This is a genomic window from Streptomyces sp. NPDC023573 (assembly GCF_055559735.1).
Genome location: NZ_JBVHKB010000002.1, coordinates 732105 through 751426, shown reverse-complemented (window position 1 = coordinate 751426; position 19322 = coordinate 732105). Strand labels below are relative to the sequence as shown.

At 72.0% G+C, this 19322-nt stretch carries 19 protein-coding genes; 8 read left to right on the top strand and 11 right to left on the bottom strand.

Annotation, left to right across the window (positions count from 1 at the left end):
- Nucleotides 1–6: 6 nt before the first annotated feature.
- Nucleotides 7–1407 carry an NAD(P)/FAD-dependent oxidoreductase gene (locus ACZ32T_RS10045; protein ID WP_467273018.1) on the bottom strand — a complete coding sequence of 467 codons (1401 nt, stop codon included), beginning with the start codon at nt 1405–1407 and terminating at the stop codon, nt 7–9.
- Between the two features lie 74 nt (nt 1408–1481).
- Between ACZ32T_RS10045 and ACZ32T_RS10040 the strand changes: the two genes are divergently transcribed.
- Nucleotides 1482–2393: an aminoglycoside phosphotransferase family protein gene (locus ACZ32T_RS10040; protein ID WP_467366180.1), complete on the top strand. Its 912-nt coding sequence runs from the start codon at nt 1482–1484 to the stop codon at nt 2391–2393.
- 37 nt (nt 2394–2430) lie between these two features.
- Nucleotides 2431–2907, top strand: a complete 477-nt coding sequence (locus ACZ32T_RS10035; protein ID WP_467273020.1) for a GNAT family N-acetyltransferase — start codon at nt 2431–2433, stop codon at nt 2905–2907.
- Nucleotides 2908–2970: 63 nt separating this feature from the next.
- Here the strand turns inward: ACZ32T_RS10035 and ACZ32T_RS10030 are convergent, their stop codons facing one another.
- Nucleotides 2971–4167, bottom strand: coding sequence for an NAD(P)-binding protein (locus ACZ32T_RS10030; RefSeq protein WP_467366178.1), 1197 nt, complete (start codon nt 4165–4167; stop codon nt 2971–2973).
- Between the two features lie 100 nt (nt 4168–4267).
- On the opposite strand from ACZ32T_RS10030, the gene ACZ32T_RS10025 reads away from it, so the two are divergent.
- The gene (locus tag ACZ32T_RS10025; RefSeq protein WP_467273022.1) at nt 4268–4975 is read left to right on the top strand and encodes a pentapeptide repeat-containing protein; all 708 of its coding nucleotides are present in this window, start codon (nt 4268–4270) and stop codon (nt 4973–4975) included.
- A 16-nt stretch (nt 4976–4991) separates the two neighbouring features.
- On the opposite strand, the gene ACZ32T_RS10020 is transcribed toward ACZ32T_RS10025, so the two are convergent.
- Genes ACZ32T_RS10020 through ACZ32T_RS10010 form a run of 3 tightly spaced genes read right to left on the bottom strand, consistent with a single transcriptional unit; the run spans nt 4992 to nt 7569 of the window.
- Nucleotides 4992–5489 carry a hypothetical protein gene (locus tag ACZ32T_RS10020; protein ID WP_033297163.1) on the bottom strand — a complete coding sequence of 166 codons (498 nt, stop codon included), beginning with the start codon at nt 5487–5489 and terminating at the stop codon, nt 4992–4994.
- A gap of 53 nt (nt 5490–5542) precedes the next feature.
- Entirely contained in the window at nt 5543–6271 is a 729-nt protein-coding gene (locus ACZ32T_RS10015) for a response regulator (RefSeq protein WP_467366176.1), read from the bottom strand.
- The gene (locus tag ACZ32T_RS10010; protein ID WP_467273024.1) at nt 6268–7569 is read right to left on the bottom strand and encodes a sensor histidine kinase; all 1302 of its coding nucleotides are present in this window, start codon (nt 7567–7569) and stop codon (nt 6268–6270) included. The genes ACZ32T_RS10015 and ACZ32T_RS10010 overlap by 4 nt, the downstream gene beginning before the upstream one ends.
- Nucleotides 7570–7818: 249 nt before the next feature.
- On the opposite strand from ACZ32T_RS10010, the gene ACZ32T_RS10005 reads away from it, so the two are divergent.
- Nucleotides 7819–8376 carry a GlcG/HbpS family heme-binding protein gene (locus ACZ32T_RS10005; protein WP_467273025.1) on the top strand — a complete coding sequence of 186 codons (558 nt, stop codon included), beginning with the start codon at nt 7819–7821 and terminating at the stop codon, nt 8374–8376.
- Nucleotides 8377–8409: 33 nt separating this feature from the next.
- Here the strand turns inward: ACZ32T_RS10005 and ACZ32T_RS10000 are convergent, their stop codons facing one another.
- Together ACZ32T_RS10000 and ACZ32T_RS09995 are read right to left on the bottom strand one after the other, a co-directional pair.
- Nucleotides 8410–9426, bottom strand: coding sequence for a hypothetical protein (locus ACZ32T_RS10000; protein ID WP_467366174.1), 1017 nt, complete (start codon nt 9424–9426; stop codon nt 8410–8412).
- A gap of 345 nt (nt 9427–9771) precedes the next feature.
- Entirely contained in the window at nt 9772–10347 is a 576-nt protein-coding gene (locus tag ACZ32T_RS09995) for a TerD family protein (RefSeq protein WP_467273027.1), read from the bottom strand.
- 181 nt (nt 10348–10528) lie between these two features.
- Here ACZ32T_RS09995 and arfB point away from each other — a divergent pair, with 181 nt between their 5' ends.
- Entirely contained in the window at nt 10529–10954 is a 426-nt protein-coding gene (gene arfB / locus ACZ32T_RS09990; protein ID WP_467273028.1) for an alternative ribosome rescue aminoacyl-tRNA hydrolase ArfB, read from the top strand.
- 31 nt (nt 10955–10985) lie between these two features.
- On the opposite strand, the gene ACZ32T_RS09985 is transcribed toward arfB, so the two are convergent.
- Nucleotides 10986–11492, bottom strand: coding sequence for a flavin reductase family protein (locus tag ACZ32T_RS09985; protein WP_467273029.1), 507 nt, complete (start codon nt 11490–11492; stop codon nt 10986–10988).
- 347 nt (nt 11493–11839) lie between these two features.
- Here ACZ32T_RS09985 and cdgB point away from each other — a divergent pair, with 347 nt between their 5' ends.
- Complete coding sequence (gene cdgB, locus ACZ32T_RS09980; protein ID WP_356707957.1) at nt 11840–13492, top strand: diguanylate cyclase CdgB; 1653 nt, start codon at nt 11840–11842, stop codon at nt 13490–13492.
- Nucleotides 13493–13624: 132 nt separating this feature from the next.
- Entirely contained in the window at nt 13625–14605 is a 981-nt protein-coding gene (locus ACZ32T_RS09975; RefSeq protein ID WP_467366172.1) for a carbohydrate-binding protein, read from the top strand.
- An 81-nt stretch (nt 14606–14686) separates the two neighbouring features.
- On the opposite strand, the gene ACZ32T_RS09970 is transcribed toward ACZ32T_RS09975, so the two are convergent.
- The 3 genes from ACZ32T_RS09970 to ACZ32T_RS09960 form a co-directional block, all read right to left on the bottom strand.
- Nucleotides 14687–15619, bottom strand: coding sequence for a 1-phosphofructokinase family hexose kinase (locus ACZ32T_RS09970; RefSeq protein WP_467273031.1), 933 nt, complete (start codon nt 15617–15619; stop codon nt 14687–14689).
- Between the two features lie 145 nt (nt 15620–15764).
- Entirely contained in the window at nt 15765–16919 is a 1155-nt protein-coding gene (nagA, locus tag ACZ32T_RS09965) for an N-acetylglucosamine-6-phosphate deacetylase (RefSeq protein ID WP_467273032.1), read from the bottom strand.
- Nucleotides 16919–17812, bottom strand: a complete 894-nt coding sequence (locus ACZ32T_RS09960) for an ROK family protein (RefSeq protein ID WP_467366311.1) — start codon at nt 17810–17812, stop codon at nt 16919–16921. Before ACZ32T_RS09960 ends, nagA begins: the two co-directional genes overlap by 1 nt.
- Before the next feature lie 228 nt (nt 17813–18040).
- Here ACZ32T_RS09960 and ACZ32T_RS09955 point away from each other — a divergent pair, with 228 nt between their 5' ends.
- Nucleotides 18041–19318: an ABC transporter substrate-binding protein gene (locus ACZ32T_RS09955; protein WP_467273033.1), complete on the top strand. Its 1278-nt coding sequence runs from the start codon at nt 18041–18043 to the stop codon at nt 19316–19318.
- The last annotated feature ends 4 nt before the right edge of the window (nt 19319–19322 follow it).

Genomic DNA, 19322 nt, shown 5'->3' with positions numbered 1-19322 from the left:
GGCCGGTCAGTGCCGGCCGGCGATGCGGTCCGCCACCTTGGCGAGGCGGTCGGTGCCCAGGCGCGGTGAGGCGGCTTCGCGGCGGTCGGCGGCGCGGTAGGCGGCGTAGAGGCTGTGGACGCCGAGCCAGCGGAGGGGTTCGGGTTCCCAGCGGCGGACCTTGTGGTTGACCCAGGGCAGGGCTGTGAGGTCGGTGGGTCCGGCCTGGCCGGAGTCCTGCTGGATCAGGTCGCGCAGGGTGCGGGCCGCGAGGTTGGCGGTGGCTACGCCGGAGCCGACGTAGCCGCCGGCCCAGCCGAGGCCGGTGGAGCGGTCCAGGGTGACGGTGGCGCACCAGTCGCGGGGGACGCCGAGCACGCCGGACCAGGCGTGGTCGACGCGGGTCCCGGCGGTGGTGGGGAAGAAGCGGACGAGCAGGTCGCGGAGGGCCTCGACGGTGGCGGGCCGGGTGCGCCCGTCGTGGTCGGTGGCCGAGCCGTAGCGGTAGGGGACGCCCCGGCCGCCGAGGGCGATGCGGTCGTCGGCGGTGCGCTGGGCGTACATGTAGGCGTGGGCCATGTCGCCGAGGGTTTCGCGGCCGTCCCAGCCGATGGTGTCCCAGAGGGCTTCGGGCAGGGGCTCGGTGACGATCATGGAGGAGTTCATGGGGAGCCAGGTGCGCTTCTGGCCCTTGAGCCCTGCGGTGAAGCCTTCGGTGCAGCGCAGCACGTAGGGGGCGCGGACCGTGCCGTAGGGGGTGACGGCGTGCTTGGGTTTGATCGCGGTGACGGGCGTCGACTCGTGGATGGTGACGCCGAGGGCTTCCACGGTGTCGGCCAGGCCCTTGACGAGTTTGGCGGGGTGCAGGCGCGCGCCGTGCGGGGTCCAGCTGGAGCCGATGGCTCCGGAGACGCGGATGCGTTCGGCGGTCTCGCGGGCTCCGCGCAGGACGCGGTCCCTCTCGCCGAAGGCGATCTCGACGGAGTGGAAGTCCTTGAGGCGGGCGAGCTGGGAGGGGGTGCGGGCGACTTCGAGGACACCGCCGTGGTGGATGTCGGCGTCGATCTTCTCGTCGCCGGCGATGCGGATGACCTCGCCGACGGTGTCGTTCATGGCCTTCTGGAGGCGGACGGCGGCGTCGTGGCCGTGGAGCCGGGCGTAGCGGTCGCGGCCGGCGATGCCGTTGTAGAGCCATCCGCCGTTGCGGCCGGAGGCGCCGTATCCGCAGAACTTGGCTTCCAGGACGGTGATGTTGAGGAAGGGGACGGCCTTCTTGAGGTAGTACGCCGTCCAGAGCCCGGTGTAACCGCCGCCGACGATGCAGACGTCGGCGCTCGTGTCGCCGGGCAGGGGTTCGCGTGGGGCGGGGGTGCCCTCGTCCGCGTACCAGAACGATATGCCGCCGTTGACCGTACTGACGGTGCTCATGTGTCCCCTGCTTGTCCGTGTGCAGACCGGTCGCTGGAGGGTACCTCTAGTCGTGAACGGCCTAGGCTCGGGGTGTGATCGATGTTCCGGACGAGCTGGCCGTGAATCTGAGTGAGCACAGCGGCGCGGAGGGGCGGGCGTTCGCCGCCGGGTTGCCCGCGCTTGCGGGGAGGTTCCTGGACGAGTGGGGTCTGCGGCTCGACGGGGCCCCGATGTGCGGGATGTGCGCGCTGGTGCTTCCGGTGGTGCGGGAGGCGGACGGCCGTGGGGCGGCGCTGAAGCTTCAGATGGTGGACGCGGAGACGGTGGGTGAGCCGGTCGCGCTGCGGGTGTGGGGTGCGGCGGGTGCGGGGGCGGTGGGTCTGCTGGAGTACGACGCGGCGACGGGGGCGATGCTGCTGGAACGGCTGGACGAGCGGCGCCCGTTGACGGAGGTGCCGGACGCGCGGGTGGCGGTGCGGGTGCTCGCTGAGTCGTTGGCCCGGCTGGTGCGTGTGCCGGCTCCGCCGGGGATGCGGCGGCTGGGGGATCTGGCGGCGCTGATGCTGGCGGAGACGCCCGGGGCGGCCGGGGTGCTGGAGGACGCGGGGGAGCGGCGGCTGCTGCTGGACTGTGCGGCGGCGGTGCGGGAGGTGGCGGGGGAGCCGGGGGACCGCCTGCTGCACTGGGACCTGCATTACGCCAACATCCTGGCCGGGCGCGCCGGGGAGGGCCGGGCGGGGGAGTGGGTGGCCCTGGACCCGAAGCCGCTGGCGGGCGATCCGGCGTTCGACCTCTTTCCGGCGCTGGACCAGAGGTGGGACGCGTCGGAGGTGCTGTGGAGGTTCGGTCTGCTGTGCGGGGTTCTGGAGCTTGACCGGGAGCGGGCGAGGGCGTGGACGCTGGGGCGGGTGCTGCAGAACGCGCTGTGGGGGATCCGCCGGGGGAGGCCGCGGCTGTACGCGGACCATGCGGAGATCGCCCGGCAGTTGCTCGGGCGGGACTGAGGCGCGAGGGGCCGGGCCGTTTGTCTAGGCTGCCCCCATGATTCGCGTAGCCACTCCCGAAGACGTCCCCGCCATGCATGCGATGGTCCGTGAGCTCGCCGAGTACGAGAAGGCGCTCGACGAGGCGAAGGCCACCGAGGAGCAGCTGCGCGAGGCCCTGTTCGGTGAGCGCCCCGCCGCGTACGCGCACGTCGCGGTGGCGGACGACGACGGCGAGGTGGTCGGCTTCGCGCTGTGGTTCCTCAACTTCTCGACGTGGCGCGGGGTGCACGGGGTGTATCTGGAGGACCTGTACGTGCGCCCCGGGCGGCGTGGCGGCGGTTACGGGAAGGCGCTGCTGACGGAGCTGGCGCGGATCTGTGTGGAGCGCGGTTACGGGCGGCTGGAGTGGTCGGTGCTGAACTGGAACGCCCCGTCCATCGCGTTCTACGAGTCGCTGGGGGCGCGTCCCCAGGACGAGTGGACGGTGTACCGGTTGACGGACGGGGCGCTGGCGGAGCTCGGAGCGGCCTGAGGGCGGTGCACGCCGGCCGGGCCCACGGCGACGCGGGCGCCGGGCCCCCGGGCGCGCTCGAGGTCAGGGAGCTTCCGCCGCGTGGGGGCTCACCTGTGCTGTCCTGCCGACGAGCTTCAGGGCCAGGACCGCTGCTTCGATGCCGCTGTTGAACGCGACTTCGCTGAGGAGCCCAGGGGCGGCGACCTGGTCGCCCGCGAGCAGGATCCCGTCGCCTCGGTCGACGGCGGGCCGGTCGCGCCAGGTGGTCCCGGGCTTGTCGACGGCACCGGTGCGGCCGGCCGCGAGTGCTTCGCGGCGCCAGGTGGTGCGGTCGCGCCATCCGGGGAAGCCGAGGTCGAGCAGGTCTTCGGCGCGGCGTACGGCGTCGGCGCGCGGGGTGCCGGGGGCGAGGGGGATCTGCGCCTGGATGAGCTGTTCGCCGGCCGGGGCGAGGGTCGGGTCCTGGGCGGTGAACCGTTCGACCCAGCCGGGGGTGTCGAGGTCGGAGACGATGAACGGGTCGCCGCGCCGGGTCCGCAGGGCGAGGTCGAGCAGGGCGGTGCGGCCGCTGTCCCAGGTGAGGGTGGGGTCCTCCAGCAGGGTGCGGGCGGAGTCCAGATGGGTGGCGACGATCACCGGCCCGCTGTCGCGGAGGCCGGCCAGGTCGCGGGGGCCGATGCGGTCGGCGGTCTCGATGCGGACGCCGAGCTTCCAGGCCAGGGAGGCCATCCGGTCGACGAGCTGTGCCCAGCCGCCGACGGGGTAGTGGGCCTCGGGCGGCAGCGTGGTCGCGCGGCGCAGGCGCGGCTGGACGAAGGCGGCGGAGAGCGCACCGGGGTCGTGGTGGAAGAGGGCCACACCCATATAGTGCGCCGCCGCGCGGGCGCCGGCCTCGCCCACCTGGCCGGTGGCCCAGCTGAGGAAGTCGGTGTCGACGGGCGCCGTGCGGGCGCTGCGACGGGCGAGGCGCAGCATGGCGAGGGGCGGGGTCCTGCGCAGGGCGCCGTCGCGGCGGAAGAGGAAACGGGTGCCTTCGAGGGGCGGTACGGAGGCCATCGGGCCGAGGAGTTTCCGCTGTTCGAGCCAGGTCCGGTGCGGTCCACGGCGGTACAGGGCGTGCGGGCCCTCGTTGGTGAGGTAGGGGCCGTCGGAGGTCCTGGCCCGTCCGCCGAGGGTGTGGTGGGCCTCGTGGAGGGTGACCTGGGCCCGGGACTCGGCGGCCGTGATGGCGGCGGTCAGTCCGGCGAGGCCGCCGCCGACGATGTGGATGCGCTGCATGGCTGGGTCTCCTTGCTGTGGGGCGCTTCTGCAGGGAGGACGGTTCGGTCTTCTCGTTCCGTGACACCGGGCCGGGGCGATGTCGGTGCTGTGCGTCACGATGGGGGGCATGGCACGTACAGGCAACAGGAACAGCAGGAGCGCGGGCGCCAGGGACGGGGTGGCCGAGGCGCGACGGCCGGAGGTCCGGCTGCCGCCCCTCGTGGAGTACGAAGGGGAGGGTCTGGAGCCGGACGGGGACTACGACGGGGTGCGGTTCGGGGAGACGGACCTGGCCGACGCGTCGGGTCCGGGGGCGCGCTTCATGGACTGCGAGCTGCGCGGCTGCGCCTTGGACCGTACGGAGCTGGTGCGGGCCAGGTTCATCGACTCGGTGCTGTCGGGGGTGCGGGGTGTGGGCACCGATCTCGCGGGGGCGTCGCTGCGGGATGTGGAGGTCCTTGACGCGCGGCTGGGCGGGGTGCAGCTGCACGGCGCGGTGCTGGAGCGGGTGCTGGTGCGGGGCGGGAAGATCGATTACCTGAATCTCCGCAAGGCGCGGCTGAAGGACGTCGTCTTCGAGGGGTGTGTGCTCTCGGAGCCGGACTTCGGGGAGGCGCAGCTGGTCCGGGTGGAGTTCCGGGACTGTGTGCTCAAGCGTGCCGACTTCAGTGCGGTGCGGATGGAGTCCGTCGATCTGCGGACGGTGGCGGAGCTCGACATCGCGCGGGGTGTGGAGCGGCTGGCGGGGGCGGTGATCAGCCCGTCGCAGCTGATGGAGCTGGCTCCGGCGTTCGCGGCGCAGATCGGGGTGCGGGTCGAGGCGTAGCGGCCGGCGGGTCTGCTCAGAGTCGGGGGAAGCGGGCCTGGAGGTCCCAGACGACGGGGTTGTCGGCGAGGCCTTCGTGCATGTCGGCCAGGTCGGCGATGAGGTCGTGCAGGAAGTCGCGGGCCTCGCGGCGCAGCAGGGAGTGGCTGAAGGTGAGCGGGGGTTCGTCGCCGGGCATCCAGTCGGCCTCGACGTCCACCCAGCCGAAGCGGCGCTCGAAGAGCATGCGGTCGGACGATTCGGTGAAGTCGAGTTCGGCGTACTGCTGGCGGTGTGAGCGGTTGCCCCGGGGGTCGCGGTCGATCTGCTCGACGATGTCGCAGAGTGCCCAGGCGAAGTCGAGTACGGGAACCCATCCCCAGGCTGTGGACACCTCGCGGTCGGCCTTGGTGTCGGCGAGGTAGACGTCCCCGGAGAACAGGTCGTGCCGCAGGGCGTGGACGTCCGCGCGGCGGTAGTCGGTCTGCGGGGGGTCCGGGAAGCGCCGGGAGAGGGAGTAGCCGATGTCGAGCACGGTTCGATGGTGTCATGCCGCGCGGTCGCCCCGCGCCGCTGGTCGGCGGGGGCTCACGGGAGCAGGCGTTGCTCGTTGGCTACGGCGACCGCCCCGGCCCTGGTGTCCACGCCGAGCTTCTCGTAGATCCGGCCCAGGTGGGTCTTGACGGTGGCCTCGCTGATGAAGAGGGCCCGCGCGATGTCACGGTTGCCGAGGCCCCGGGAGAGCTGGCCGAGGATGTCGAGTTCGCGTTCGGTGAGGGTGGGCCGGGGGCTGCGCATCCGGGCCATGACCCGACTGGCGACCGGCGGGGAGAGCGTCGTGCGGCCTTGCGCGGCGGCGCGGATCGCGGCGAAGAGCTCCTCCGGGCGTTCGGCCTTCAGCAGGTATCCGGTGGCCCCGGCCTCGATGGCACGGGTGATGTCGGCGTCGGTGTCGTACGTGGTGAGGACGAGCACGTTGGCGGTGCCGGTGCCGGTGCCGGTGCCGGTGTCTGGGCCTGTGCCTGTGCCGGTGTCTGCTCCGGCTTCGGTTCGGGTTCCCCTTCCGGTTCGGGCTCCGGTTACGGCGGTGATGCGGCGGGTGGCTTCGACGCCGTCGATCCCGGGGCCCAGCTGGAGGTCCATGAGGACGACGTCGGGGCTGAGCCGGGCGGCCAGGGCGACGGCCTCCTCGCCACTGCCGGCCTCGCCCACGACCTCGATGTCGGGTTCTCCTCCGAGGAGGGCGAGCAGCCCGGCCCGTACGACGGCATGGTCGTCGCAGAGCAGGATCCGTACGGGCCTTGCGGGCGGGGTCACGCGCGTTCCTCCGGTGCCGAGGGGGCCGACGGTGCGGGCGGGGCGGTCTGGGGCAGCGGCACGGCGGCGGACAGGACGGTGCCCTCGCCGGGCGCCGACTCGACGGTCAGGGTGCCGCCGAGCTGCTGGACCCGGGCCCGCATCGCGGGCAGCCCGTGGCCGCGTACGCCTTCGGCCGGGCGGGGAGCCGCCCGGCCGGGACTGAAGCCCCGGCCGTTGTCGGCGATGTCGAGGGCGACCCGGTCACCGAGGTGGGTCAGGGTCAGCGCGGCGGCGGTGGCCTCGGCGTGCTCGGTGACGTTCGCGAGGGCGCCCTGCGCGATCCGCAGCAGCGCCGACTGCACCCGGTCGGGCAGCGCGGCGGCCGGCACCCCCTCGACATGGCAGCGGACGGTGAGGCGGCCTCCGGCCTGGGCGGTCTCCCGGGCGGCGAGCGCGTGCAGCGCCGCCTCCAGTCCGCCGCCCTCCGCGAGGTCGGCCGGGGCCAGGTCGTGGACGAAGCGGCGTGCCTCGGCGAGGTTGCGCTCGGCGATGCCCGTCGCCGTCAGGACGTGGCGGCGGGCGGCGGCCGGGTCGGTGTCCCAGGAGCGGTCGGCGGCCTGGAGCAGCATCTGCTGGCTGGAGAGACCCTGGGCGAGGGTGTCGTGGATCTCCATGGACAGCCGCTGGCGTTCGGCGAGGGTGCCTTCCCGGCGTTCGGTGGCGGCCAGTTCCCGCCGGGTGCGCAGCAGGTCGTCGATCAGTTCGCGCTGCCGTGCGGCCAGGTCCCGCTGGCGTACGGCCTGGCGCCGCATGTGGACGAAGACGGCGGTGGCGACGGCGGCGACCGCGGGCGGGGCCAGGACGAGATTCGGGTCGAAGCCCGTGGCGAGCCGCAGCTGGGCGGCGACCACGAAGACGGTGAGCAGGGCGACGAGTGCCAGGGCGGCGCGCGGCGGCAGGATCCGCAGCCCCGTGTAGAAGAGCGGGACGGCGCACCAAGCGAAGCTCGGGGCGAGGACGACCAGGACCATCCACACCACGACGAGGACGCCGAGCCAGGCCAGCCGCCGGGGGGTGGGACGGGAGCCGAGCACCGGGCCGACGAGGTACAGCAGGGCGAGCACGGCCGACAGGGCGATGATCCAGGGGGTACGGGTCTCGCCGGGGTGGCGCATCAGGAAGCGCGCGAGGGAGGCGCCGAGCAGCAGGAAGAACGCGGCGTGCATGAGGAGGGCCATCCACCGGGCGTCCGGGTCACCCGCCGTGTCCGGCGCCGCCGTCCGCTCCGTGTCCGGGCCGCTTCCGTTCCGCCGCACCTCGTACCCCGCGCTCCATCGACCGTGACCTGTGCTGCCCCAGCACCGCGCGGCTGACCTGCGCGGACACCCCATGGTCGCCCCGCCGGGCCACCGGCGCATCAACCGATCGGCTGACGGGGCGGTCAGCCGTCCCGGGCGCGGCTTCCAGCCGGTACGCCGACCGAGCGGGCCCGGATACGGCCGGAGGATCGATAGCAGGAAGCCGGACGGTTCGAGACAGAGCCGAGAACACCTGAGGAGACGACCATGAAGAAGATGTCGCTGCGCACCCGAGTCCTGACCGGTGCCGTCGCCGCAGCCGCCCTGGGCGCCGGAACCTTCGGCGCGATGTCCGCGAACGCGTCCACCCCGGCCGCCGCGCCCGCCGCCGCCGTGAAGGCCGACGCCTCCGACCGGAATCTCCAGCAGTCCACGCACCTGACCGTCTCCGCCGCCACCAAGGCGGCGCAGGCCGCCCTGGACGCCGCGAAGAAGGAGAACCAGCGGATCTCGGTGGCCGTCGTCGACCGTAACGGCAACACCCTCGTCACCCTGCGCGGCGACGGCGCGGGCCCGCAGTCCCCCGAGTCGGCCGTGAAGAAGGCGTACACCGCCGTGTCCTGGAACGCGCCCACCTCCGAGCTGGTCAAGCGCCTGGAGCAGGCCCCGAACCTGAAGGACATCCCCGGCACCCTGTTCCTGGCGGGCGGCTCGCCCGTGCAGGCCAAGGGCGCTCCGGTGGCGGGCATCGGCGTCGCGGGGGCCCCGAGCGGTGACCTGGACGAGAAGTTCGCGGCTGCGGGCGTCGCCGCGCTCGGCCGATAGCGGAGCGGCCCTGCCCCCGGAGAGGTCCCGGGGTCAGCCGCAGTCGAGTGCCGCGCGCGCGGCCGCGGCGAAACGGTCCGTCACGTCGGATGCCTTGAACAAGGCCGCCGCGGCCCTTTCGTCCGGAGTGTCCGGGGAGTGGACGTAGGCGGCGGGGCCCGTCGCGAAGTAGGTGTCCCTGCCACCGCAGACGGCATGGTCGAAGCGTTGCTTCTCCGCCGCGGCCAGCAGTTCGGGGTTGCGGATGATCGCGAGGCGGACGAAGGGCTCGCGGTCGTCGTCCCTGGGCAGGCCCGTGGTGGGCCGTTCCAGGGAGAGGTCGCAGTACCAGGCGTCGTCGCGGGAGCCCGAGGCCTGTTCCTTCAGCGGGCTCCCCGCAGGGGCCTCGGCGCCGAGGGTGAAGCCGGACAGGCCGCACACCTCGGCCGGCTCGCTCCTGGCCGGTGCGGACGCTTCGATGAGGTCCGTGCCGGCGCTCTGCGGTGATGAGGCGGTAGGTGCGCAGTCGTGATCGGCGGCGAGCTTACGGGCGGCCGACCGGGTCAGCCGGGCCAGTTCTTCCGGGTCGGCGTTCCCTTGATCGACGAAGACGCTCAGGACCGTGTGGTCGCCCTCGGCCCATGCGGTGCCCAGGGGGCCGCAGTCGGACGGCAAGGACACCCACCCGTTGCCATGCTGGTCGAAGGCGCCGGGCAGCTCGCCCCGCAGGATGTTCTGGGCGCCGGAGGCCTTCCACTCGGACCGGCCGAAGGGGTGGTCGGGGGTGACGGCCGTGGCACTCAGGCGGACCTGCGCGTCCTCGGTACCCGGCAGCCAGCCGGACTGCTCCACCACACAGGCGCCGAGGTTGTCGGTCCTGGCGGTCACCCGGCCGGTGCCGTCGAGGCTGTTCCCGGCGTCCTCGCTGCTCACCAGACCATCGCACAGGGCGCTTGGTCCCAGGAGGCCGGTGTTGGTGGCCACCGTCGCACCAGCTGCCACGACCAGTGCGCAGGCGGCGGCCGCGATCAGCCATGTCCTGCGGTGCTTGCGGGGTGTTTCCGTGCTCACTCGTGCTCAGTCCCGTCCGAGGTGGACAGCGGCGTCGCCGCGCGATCCCTGCCGAGACTGTTCGATTTCCTCACAAGAGGGGGCGCAGGGGCCGTCCACACGTTGCAGATCAACATACAAGTGCGGGCGGTGGGTGAGGGGTTGCGGGTCGACGTCGGGAGCCGGCCGGCCACAGGCCGACCGGCTCCTGGCGGTGCTCGACGTCATGTAGACGGAGAGCACCTTGTTTTCGACCAGGTTGGTGTCCGACTGAAGTTTCATTCGCGTCCGCTGTGTGGAGCGGACGCACGGGAGCCCCCGGCCGACCTGAGTCGGGCGGGGGCTCCCGTGGGGAAGTCGTCCGCGTCAGAGGTTGACGCCGAAGTCCTGGGCGATGCCGCGCAGGCCCGAGGCGTAACCCTGGCCCACGGCGCGGAACTTCCACTCGGCGCCGTTGCGGTAGAGCTCGCCGAAGACCATGGCGGTCTCGGTGGCGGCGTCCTCGCTCAGGTCGTAGCGGGCGAGCTCGGTGCCGCCGGCCTGGTTGATGATGCGGATGAAGGCGTTCCGCACCTGGCCGAAGTTCTGGCTGCGAGCCTCGGCGTCGTAGATGGAGACCGGGAAGACGATCTTGTCGATGTCCGCCGGGAGACCCTCGAGGTTGACGTTGATCTGCTCGTCGTCGCCCTCGCCCTGGCCCGTGACGTTGTCACCGGTGTGGACGATGGTCTGGTCCGGCGTCGCCTTGTTGTTGAAGAAGACGAAGTGGCCGTCGGAGTAGACCTTGCCGGCGGTGTTGACCGCGATCGCCGAGGCGTCGAGGTCGAAGTCGGTGCCGGTGGTGGTGCGGACGTCCCAGCCGAGGCCGACCGTGACGGCGGTCAGGCCCGGGGCCTCCTTGGTGAGCGAGACGTTGCCGCCCTTGGACAGGCTTACAGCCATGGGAAGTCCCTTTCCTCGTCATGTGCGGGCTTCGTGCCATCACGAAAGCTACCGTCACCCGTCCTAACGCAGACGAGAGACCACGAGGTTCCTGTTCCCTTTACTTTCTTTGCCGAACTTCTGGCCGAACGCTCGCAAAACAAGGTGACGAACCGGTCGGGCACCAGGGAACATGGGTGTCATGTCCGGGCCCCATGTCATCCGCGGTTCGGTCTCCCTCCCGGAGGCCGAACTCATGTGGCGTTTCTCCCGGTCCTCCGGACCCGGCGGGCAGCACGTCAACACGAGCGACTCCCAGGTGGAGCTCCGCTTCGACCTCGCGGCGACCGAGGCCCTTCCCGAGGTGTGGAAGGCCCGGGCGCTCGAACGGCTGGCGAGCCGGCTGGTCGGCGGCGTCGTGTCCGTACGCGCCTCGGAGCACCGCTCCCAGTGGCGCAACCGTGAGACGGCCGCCGTGCGGCTCGCGGCGCTCCTGGCGGAGGCCACGGCCCCGCCGCCCAAGCCGCGCCTCAAGAAGAAGATTCCGCGCGGCATCAACGAGCGCAGGCTGCGCGAGAAGAAGCAGCGGGGCGACACGAAGCGCGGGCGCTCCGGCCGCGACTGGTGAGAGTCCCGGCGAGGGCCGGCCGGCGCGCCGGTCAGCCCAGCTGCCGGTAGCGGCCCTTGAAGTACGTCAGCGGCTCTCCGTCCGGGCTCGGCAGCGAAGCCGTCAGCACCCTGCCGATCACCAGCGTGTGATCCCCGGCCAGGACGCGCTGCTCCGTGCGGCACTCCAGGGTGGCCAGTGCGCCCTCCACCAGGAACGCCTCCGTGACCTCGCCGCGTATGCAGGGGATGGTCTCGAACAGCAGCCGGTCGCTGATCCTCCCCTTCATGGCGAACCGCCCGGCGACGCTCCGCTGGCTCTCGGCGAGCACCGACACCGCCCACAGCTCCTGCTCGGCCAGCAGGTCGTCCATCCGTGAGTCGTTGCGCAGGCTCACCATGACCAGCGGCGGGTCCAGGGACACCGACATGAAGGCGGTCGCCGTCATCCCGACGTCCTCGCCCCGGCCGTCCTCGTCCAGCGGCGGTTCCTGGGCGGTGACCAGCACCACCCCGGCGGCCAGTCTGGACAGGGCGGCGCGGAATTCGTCGTTGCTCACCCCTTCAGCATGGGGGACGGCTTCGGGGCGCGGGGCGGGGGGAGTCTTCTGCAGCACACGGCGCACGCTAGTGCCGCGGTACGCCCCGTCGCATCGGGCCAGGGGACCAGCCGGGTCCTAGGACCACCGCCCCAGGTGTGCGGATTTGCGTTCGATAAATAAAGGAAGTCCTCGGAGGCGCTCCGGACAGCCTTTACCAACTGTTGTGACTTGAGTCACAGAGAGCAATATTTGTTGACCCTGTGTACCGGGTGCACAGCTCACTGTGATTCAGTGGCCGGGACAGTGCAACAAGTACGTCGATATGAAACCTGGAGTTGCTGTCGAGGTCTCAGGGAGTGCGAGCAATGGAGGCCGAGTCGGAGCCGTACGTCCGCCTTGCGACCATGCGGCAGTTGCACCAGGCCGTCGCTGATCTCAACACGGCGCGGAGCCTGGCGGACACGCTGCAGTCCGTGGCCGACGGCATCGTCACCGGCCTCGGTTACGAGCTGGGCTGCGTGAACCTCGTCCGCCCCGACGGTGATCTCGTGGTCGCCGCGTTCGCCGGCAACAGTGCCGCGGAATCCCTGATCACCGGCCGTGTCGGCTCCCGTGAGTCCTGGGAGCGCAGGCTGTCGATGGGTGAGGCCTGGGACGAGCTCCGGTTCATACCCCACACCGAGGGCTGGGTGCTCCTCGACGACGACGTACCGCAGTGGCACACCGAGGGGCCCGAGCCCCGCTTCGAGGACGAGTGGCACCCCCTGGACCGCCTCTACGCCCCCATGTACGCCTCCGGCGGAGGTCTGGACCTCCTGGGGGTCATCTCGGTCGACAGGCCGCGCAACGGCCGCCGCCCCGGCGCCTGGGGCCGTGAGGCCCTCCAGATGTACGCCTCCCAGGCGGCCATTGCGATCAGTAACGCTCGCCTCAGAGCAAACATGCAGCGCGCCCTGGTCAGGCTCGAGCGCGAACAGCAGGCACTGCGCGCCAGTGAGGAATCCTTCCGCCAGGCGTTCGAGTACGCCCCCAGCGGCATGGCCATCGCCGAGATGGGCGGCGACCAGCACGGCAGGCTGCTGCGCACCAACGACGCGCTCTGCCGGCTCCTGGGGCGCCCCGCGTCCGTCCTGCGCCGCTACTCCTTCGCCGACCTGGTCCACCCCGAGGACATCGGCACCCTGCTCCGCACGTCCGCCGAGGGCGGTCGGGCGGAGCTGCGGCTCGGGCGCAGGGACGGCACGTATCTCTGGGTCTCGCTGCGCAACTCCGTCGTCGCCGACACCACCGACGGCCCGCGCTTCCTGCTCACGCACGTCGAGGACATCGAGGAGCGCAAGCGCAACGAGCTGAATCTCGCGCACCGTGCCTCGCACGACGCGCTCACCGGTCTGCCGAACAGTGCCGAGCTGCGCTCCCGGCTGGGCGCGCGGCTGTGTGAGAGGCCTCACTCGGTCACCTCCAGTGCGATAGAGGCGCTGGACGCGGCCTACGGCGATGTCGAGAGCCCGGCGCACGCCTACCGGGCGGACGGTTACGAGGGGGAGGCGGCCCCGGGTGTCGGTCCCTACGACCACCATGTGCACATCGTGGCGCCCGACGCGGACCGCGACGACGGCACCAAGGGGCTCGCGGTGCTCTTCTGCGACCTGGACGGCTTCAAGTCCATCAACGACCGCTTCGGCCACCACGCGGGTGACGCGGTTCTCATCGAGGTCGCCCGGCGGCTCACGACCTGCGTACGGGACGGTGACACGGTCGCGCGGCTCGGAGGTGACGAATTCGTCGTCCTCGCGGACGGCCTCGGGGCCGCAGATGCCGCAGATCTGGCCGTACGCTTGCGTAACGCCATCATTCCGCCCATCCGGGTGGACGGCCGGGCAGTCAGGGTCGGGGCGAGTTTCGGTATCGGCTGGGCCGAGTGCGGCATGACCGAGGAAGAGGTCCTGCACTCCGCCGACCAGCGGATGTATGTGGAAAAGCGGTCCCGGTCGAAGGTTCACCGCAGAGCCGGCTGACGTTCACGCCCTGGCTTTCCCCGTACACCGCCCGGTTTTCCGGGGGACCGAGAGCAATTCGACGCGTGCTCCGTTCGGGGTAGGCTCGGCCGGTCGGCGACGGCTGGCGACATGGTGAGGAGTGACCCAGGGATGACGGCCGGAAACAACGGCGCGAGCAAGCCCGAGGACGACGATCCGTTCGGCTATCTGTACGAGGACGGGCGGGCGGCAGGCGCACAGCCGCCCGGGCAGGGTGGATACGGCTACCCGGGTCCGGCCGCGCAGCCCGGCGTGCCCAGAACGTCGTACAACCAGGTGCGGACGGTCGGTGAGCGCCAGTACGGGCAGGTACCGCCGCAGCAGGCGTACGGCCAGCAGCCTCCGCCGCAGTACGGTCAGCAGCCGCAGTACGGCCAGCCGAACCCGCAGTACGCGGCGCCGGAGACCTACCCCGGGGGTGCGCCCCAGCACCCAGGGGACGGCAGGAACGCCGGTTCCGGCCGTGGGGGCCCCAACACCAAGGCGCTGCTGATCGCGGCCGTCGCGGTGGTCGCGGTGGTGCTCATCGGCATCGGCGCGGCGCTGATGACGGGCGACGACAGCGAGGGCAAGAAGGACGAGGCGGGGTCGTCGGCGGGTCCGGCCGACGAGGTCGAGGAGTCCCCGAAGCCGACGAAGTCCTCGCCGGCGAAGTCCCAGGAGCCGGTCGATCTGCCGGAGCAGGACGCGGCGACGCTGACGCTCGGCGGCACGGCGTCCCTGGACAACAGCGTCAAGGGCGCGAAGAGCGCCAACGGCCAGTACATCAGCCTCAACGAGGTCGGCCGGTCGGCCACCTGGACCGTCGATGTGCCGGAGAGCGGCCCGTACACGCTGTACGTGACGTACGGGGTGCCGGGCAAGGACGCCAAGACGTCCCTCACGGTCAACGACGAGGACCCGCGCTCGATCAACATGAAGAACTTCGCGAACGCCGCGGAGGGCGACCTGGAGAAGGGCTGGACGAACACGTACGCGTACGTGCAGCTCGACAAGGGGTCGAACACGCTGATGCTGTCGTGCAACGAGGGCGACTCGTGTGACGCCAATCTCGACCAGCTGTCGCTGAAGTCGGGTCACGTCAAGAACTGATCCGCCGCTCAGGAGATCCGCACCGCCGTCGTCCCGGTCATCGCCCAGCGCGAGCCGGGACGCGGTCGTTCCGGGGGCCGTTCAGGCCGCCGGCGCCTGCTGTTCGACGGCGACGCGGGTCAGCAGGTCCTCGTAGGCCGCACGGTCGAACTCGCCGGCCGCCGGGGCCAGCACGGTCGCCGTGGACAGGGCCACCGCGCGCGTCAGCCGGTCCCGCCAGCCGAGCCCTTCGGCGAGGGCGGACAGCAGCCCGGCCACGGCGGAGTCGCCCGCGCCCGTCGGGTTGCCCCGTACGGCGGACGGCGGTGCGGCGCGCCAGACGCCGTCGGGGGTGACGGCGAGGAGTCCGTCCGCGCCGAGCGACGCGACGACGCTGTGCGCTCCCCGGCGGCGGGCGTCGCGGGTGGCGCGCAGGGGTTCGCGGGCGCCGGTGAGCCGGGCGAGCTCGTCGGCGTTCGGTTTGACGAGGTCGGGGCGGGCGGCGATGCCGCGGCGCAGGGGTTCGCCGTCGGTGTCGAGGAGCACGGGCACGCCGGCCGCGCGGGCGAGCCGTACGAGTTCCGCGTACGCGCCGACGTGGATGCCGGGGGGCAGGCTGCCGCAGAGGGCGACGGCCGCGGCGCCGGGGAGCAGCTCGCCGAACGTGCCGAGGAAGGCCGTCCACTCGGCGGCGCCGATGTGCGGGCCCGGCTCGTTGAGCTGGGTGGTGTCACCGCTGGAGCGGTCGACGACGGCGAGGGTGCGGCGGGTGTTCCCCGCGACGGTGACGAGCGCGTCGGTGGGGCGGTGGGGGAGTGCGCCGAGGAGTTCGCGCAGGACCGCTCCGGTGGCGCCGCCGGCGAAGCCGGTCACCACGGTGTCGTGGCCGAGCGCGGAGAGCACCCGGGCCACGTTGACGCCCTTGCCGCCGGGGCGTTCGGTCACCTCGTCGACGCGGTGGCTGCTGTGCGGGACGAGTGCGGGGACGGCGTAGGTCAGGTCGAGTGCCGTGTTCAGCGTGACGGTCAGTATCACCTGTACCGGCCCCCGGTTCCTTTGGTCGTCCGTGCCCCCGCGCCGTCTCCCCCGGCGCCGTCCCTGGTGATCATGCCAAAGAGGCGGCGGCCGTCCCAGGTCTCCGGAACAACCGCCGTCTCTTCGTTACGTGTTCAACCGCCCGTCAGACGGCCGGGGGCTCCACGATCCACTCGCCCCGGCGCATGACGCCCTTGACCGCGAAGTCCGCGTCCAGGACCACCAGGTCGGCGTCCTTGCCGGGTTCCAGGGAGCCGATCCGGTCGGACAGGCCGAGGAGCCGGGCCGGGTTGGCGGAGATCGACCGGACGACGTCGTCGACGGGGATGCGGTCGACGGTCACGGCCCTGCGGAAGGCGGTGTCCAGGGTGAGGGTGGAGCCCGCGATCGAGCCGCCCTCCACCAGGCGTGCGACACCGTCCTTGACCTCGACGGCGAGCGGTCCGAGCTCGTAGAAGCCGTCGCCCCCGCCGGCCGCGTCCATGGCGTCGGTGATCAGCGCGACCCGGCCGGCGCCCGCGTGGTGGTAGGCGAGCTCCAGGGCGGCGGGGTGCAGATGCGTGCCGTCGTTGATCAGCTCGACGGTGACCCGCTCGTCCTCCAGGAGCGCCGCGACCGGGCCGGGAGCGCGGTGGCCTATGGCGGGCATCGCGTTGAAGAGGTGGGTGGCGACGGTGGCGCCCGCGTCGATCGCCTCGACGGTCTGCTCGTACGTCGCGTCCGTGTGGCCGACGGCGGCGATCACCCCGTGCTCGGCGAGCAGCCGTACGGAGTCGATGCCGCCGGGGAGCTCGGTGGCGAGGGTGACCATCCTGGCGCTCCCGCGCGCCGCGTCGAGCAGCTTGCGGACCTCCGCCGGGTCGGGATCGCGCAGAAGGCCTTCGCTGTGGGCGCCCTTGCGGCACGGGGAGATGAAGGGGCCCTCGAAGTGGATCCCGGCGAGCTCACCCTGCTCGACGAGCTCGGAGAGCATGCCGGCCTGCCGGGCCAGGAAGTCCATCTCGCCGGTGACGGTCGAGGCGACGACGGTCGTCGTGCCGTGCGCGCGGTGCGCCCGCACGGCGGTCAGGGCGTCCTCGGCGGTTCCGGTGGCGAAGGACGCGCCGCCGCCGCCGTGGTTGTGGATGTCCACGAACCCGGGGACCACCCAGTGGCCCGAGAGGTCGACGGTCCGGGCGTCCTCCCGCGTGCTGCCGGCGATCCGGGTGCCCTCGACGATCACCCGGCCGTCCTCGACGGTGCCGGTGGGAAGCACCACCCGGGCACCTGCGAGAACCGTGCTGTCTGCGCGTCCGGCCATCAGGCGGAAACCTCCGTGGAGAGTAGATCCCAGGCGAGCAGCCCTGCGCCCAGGCATCCGGCGGTGTCCCCGAGGGCCGCCGGGACGATGTGAGGCAGCTTCTGGAACGTGACCCGTTCCTCGACAGCCGCACGCAGTGGTGTGAACAAGGTTTCCCCTGCCTCGGCAAGACCGCCACCGATGATGAGCGTGCGGGGGTCCAGCAGGGTGAGCGCGGTGACCAGCCCCGCGGCCAGCGCGTCGACGGCGTCCCGCCACACGCGCAGGGCCGCCGGGTCGCCCGAGGCCACGGCCTTCGCGCAGTCCGCGGCGTCCGCGTCGGGGTCCCCGGACGCGGCGGCCCAGGCCCTGGACACGGCGGCGGCCGAGGCGAGGGTCTCCAGGCAGCCGCGCTGGCCGCAGCCGCAGTCCGGGCCGTCCGGGCGGACCACGATGTGCCCGATCTCACCCGCGTAACCGTGGGCGCCCGCCTCGATGGTGCCCGCGATGCCGATGGCGCCGGCGATCCCGGTGCCGAGCGGAACGAACAGGAAGCGGTCGGCTCCCCGGCCTGCCCCGATCCGTCCTTCGGCGAGGCCGCCGGTCCGGACGTCGTGGCCCAGCGCGACGGGTATGCCGCCGAGCCGTTCGCCGAGCAGCTTCCGCAGGGGCACGTCGCGCCAGCCCAGGTTCGCGGCGTAGACGGCGATCCCGCGCTCCGCGTCGACGATGCCGGGCACGGCGACCCCGGCGGCGACGGCAGACCCGCCGAGGTGCTCCTCGCCGTACGCGTGGAGGTCCTCGGCGAAGCCGAGGATCGTCTCCACGACGGCCTCGGCACCGCGGTCCCTGCCGGTGGCCCGGCGCGCCTCGTGGAGGAGGGTGCCGTCGGCCCCGACCAGAGCGGCCTTCATTCCTGTGCCGCCCACATCGAGGGCGATGACGTGTCTCACGGGAGACAGTTTCGCCCGCCGACCCCTAAAAGGTCTAGTCCACTATCGCGGTTTGTTGAGCACCCATACAAAACGGCCCTGCTAGATTGCCGCATCGATACGCAGGTGGTGTAGACCTCCGTGCGGTCGTGAGGCGGTGGAGCGGGTTCGCAGTCGGCGGCGGAGGTGTCCGCGTCGACCGAGGTAGGGATGGGCAAGGCTGTGCAGCGGCGCTATGTGGGTCTGACCGCGGCGGTGGTCGCATTCGGGATGACGGCGACGTTGTCGGGGTGCGGTTCGGACACGGGGGGCGGCGACGTCACCCTGCGGCTGGTCGCGGCCGACTACGGCACGAACGCGGAGAACAGCTCCCAGAAGTACTGGGACGACGTCGCCGGGAAGTTCGAGAAGGCCAACCCCGACATCAAGGTCGAGGTCAGCGTCTACTCCTGGAAGGACGTCGACCGCGAGGTCGCCGAGATGGTGAAGGCCGGAAAGGCCCCCGACATCGCGCAGATCGGCGCGTACGCCGACTACGCCAAGGCGGACAAGCTCTACGCCGCCGACGAGATGATCGCCATCCGCACCGGGTCCAACTTCCTGCCCTCGCTCACGGACGCGGGTGAGGTCGACAACACCCTCTACGGCCTTCCGTTCGTGGCCAGCACCCGGCTGCTCTTCTACAACAAGGGCCTCTTCGCCAAGGCGGGCCTCGGGGCGCCGCAGACCTGGGACGACATCCGGAGCGACGCCGCCGCGCTCAAGCAGCGCGGGGTGACCTACCCCTTCGCCCTGCCGCTCGGCCAGGAGGAGTCCCAGGCCGAGACGCTGATGTGGCTGCTCAGCGGGGGCGGTGGTTACACGGACGAGGTCGGCAACTACGACATCGACTCCAAGGCCAACATAGAAACCTTCAAGTGGCTGAAGGACAACCTCGTGGGCAAGGGCCTCACCGGCCCCGTCGCCCCGGGGAAGCTCGACCGGGCGAAGGCCTTCGACGCGTTCACCGACGGGGACGTCGGCATGCTCAACGGCCACCCGACGCTGATGCAGGAGGCCGAGAAGAAGGGCGTCGAGGTCGGCATGGTCCCGCTGCCCGGGGTCGAAGGGCCGAGCAAGGGCTCCATGGGCGTCGCCGACTGGATGATGGGCTTCAAACAGAACGGCCACCGGGCGGAGATCGGCAAGTTCCTCGACTTCGCCTACACGGACGAGAACGTGCTCGCCTTCGCCGACCAGTACGACCTGCTGCCCGTGACCGGCACCGCGTCCACCGCGATGGAGGCCGACGGCAAGCACGAGAAGCTGCACGAGTTCCTGTCGGCGCTGCCGAACTCGCAGCTGTACCCGTTCGGCAAGACGTCGTGGGCGCAGGCCAGCGAGAGCATCAAGGAGAAGATCGGCTCCGCGGTCGAGCCCGGCGGCAGCCCGGAGAGCGTGCTCGGGACCATAGCGACCCAGGCCCGGCAGGCGGAGAGCGCCGAGTAGGTAG

Excerpts from the sequence above, each read along its gene's own strand:
- ACZ32T_RS09960 (WP_467366311.1), bottom strand. The coding sequence starts at position 17,812 with ATGAAGGCCGCTCTGGTCGGGGCCGACGGCACCCTCCTCCACGAGGCG.
- ACZ32T_RS09995 (WP_467273027.1), bottom strand. The coding sequence starts at position 10,347 with ATGGCTGTAAGCCTGTCCAAGGGCGGCAACGTCTCGCTCACCAAGGAG.
- cdgB (WP_356707957.1), top strand. The coding sequence starts at position 11,840 with ATGGAGGCCGAGTCGGAGCCGTACGTCCGCCTTGCGACCATGCGGCAG.
- ACZ32T_RS10025 (WP_467273022.1), top strand. The coding sequence starts at position 4,268 with ATGGGGGGCATGGCACGTACAGGCAACAGGAACAGCAGGAGCGCGGGC.
- ACZ32T_RS10035 (WP_467273020.1), top strand. The coding sequence starts at position 2,431 with ATGATTCGCGTAGCCACTCCCGAAGACGTCCCCGCCATGCATGCGATG.
- ACZ32T_RS09955 (WP_467273033.1), top strand. The coding sequence starts at position 18,041 with ATGGGCAAGGCTGTGCAGCGGCGCTATGTGGGTCTGACCGCGGCGGTG.
- ACZ32T_RS10030 (WP_467366178.1), bottom strand. The coding sequence starts at position 4,167 with ATGCAGCGCATCCACATCGTCGGCGGCGGCCTCGCCGGACTGACCGCC.
- ACZ32T_RS10005 (WP_467273025.1), top strand. The coding sequence starts at position 7,819 with ATGAAGAAGATGTCGCTGCGCACCCGAGTCCTGACCGGTGCCGTCGCC.
- nagA (WP_467273032.1), bottom strand. The coding sequence starts at position 16,919 with ATGGCCGGACGCGCAGACAGCACGGTTCTCGCAGGTGCCCGGGTGGTG.
- ACZ32T_RS09975 (WP_467366172.1), top strand. The coding sequence starts at position 13,625 with ATGACGGCCGGAAACAACGGCGCGAGCAAGCCCGAGGACGACGATCCG.
- ACZ32T_RS10045 (WP_467273018.1), bottom strand. The coding sequence starts at position 1,407 with ATGAGCACCGTCAGTACGGTCAACGGCGGCATATCGTTCTGGTACGCG.
- arfB (WP_467273028.1), top strand. The coding sequence starts at position 10,529 with ATGTCCGGGCCCCATGTCATCCGCGGTTCGGTCTCCCTCCCGGAGGCC.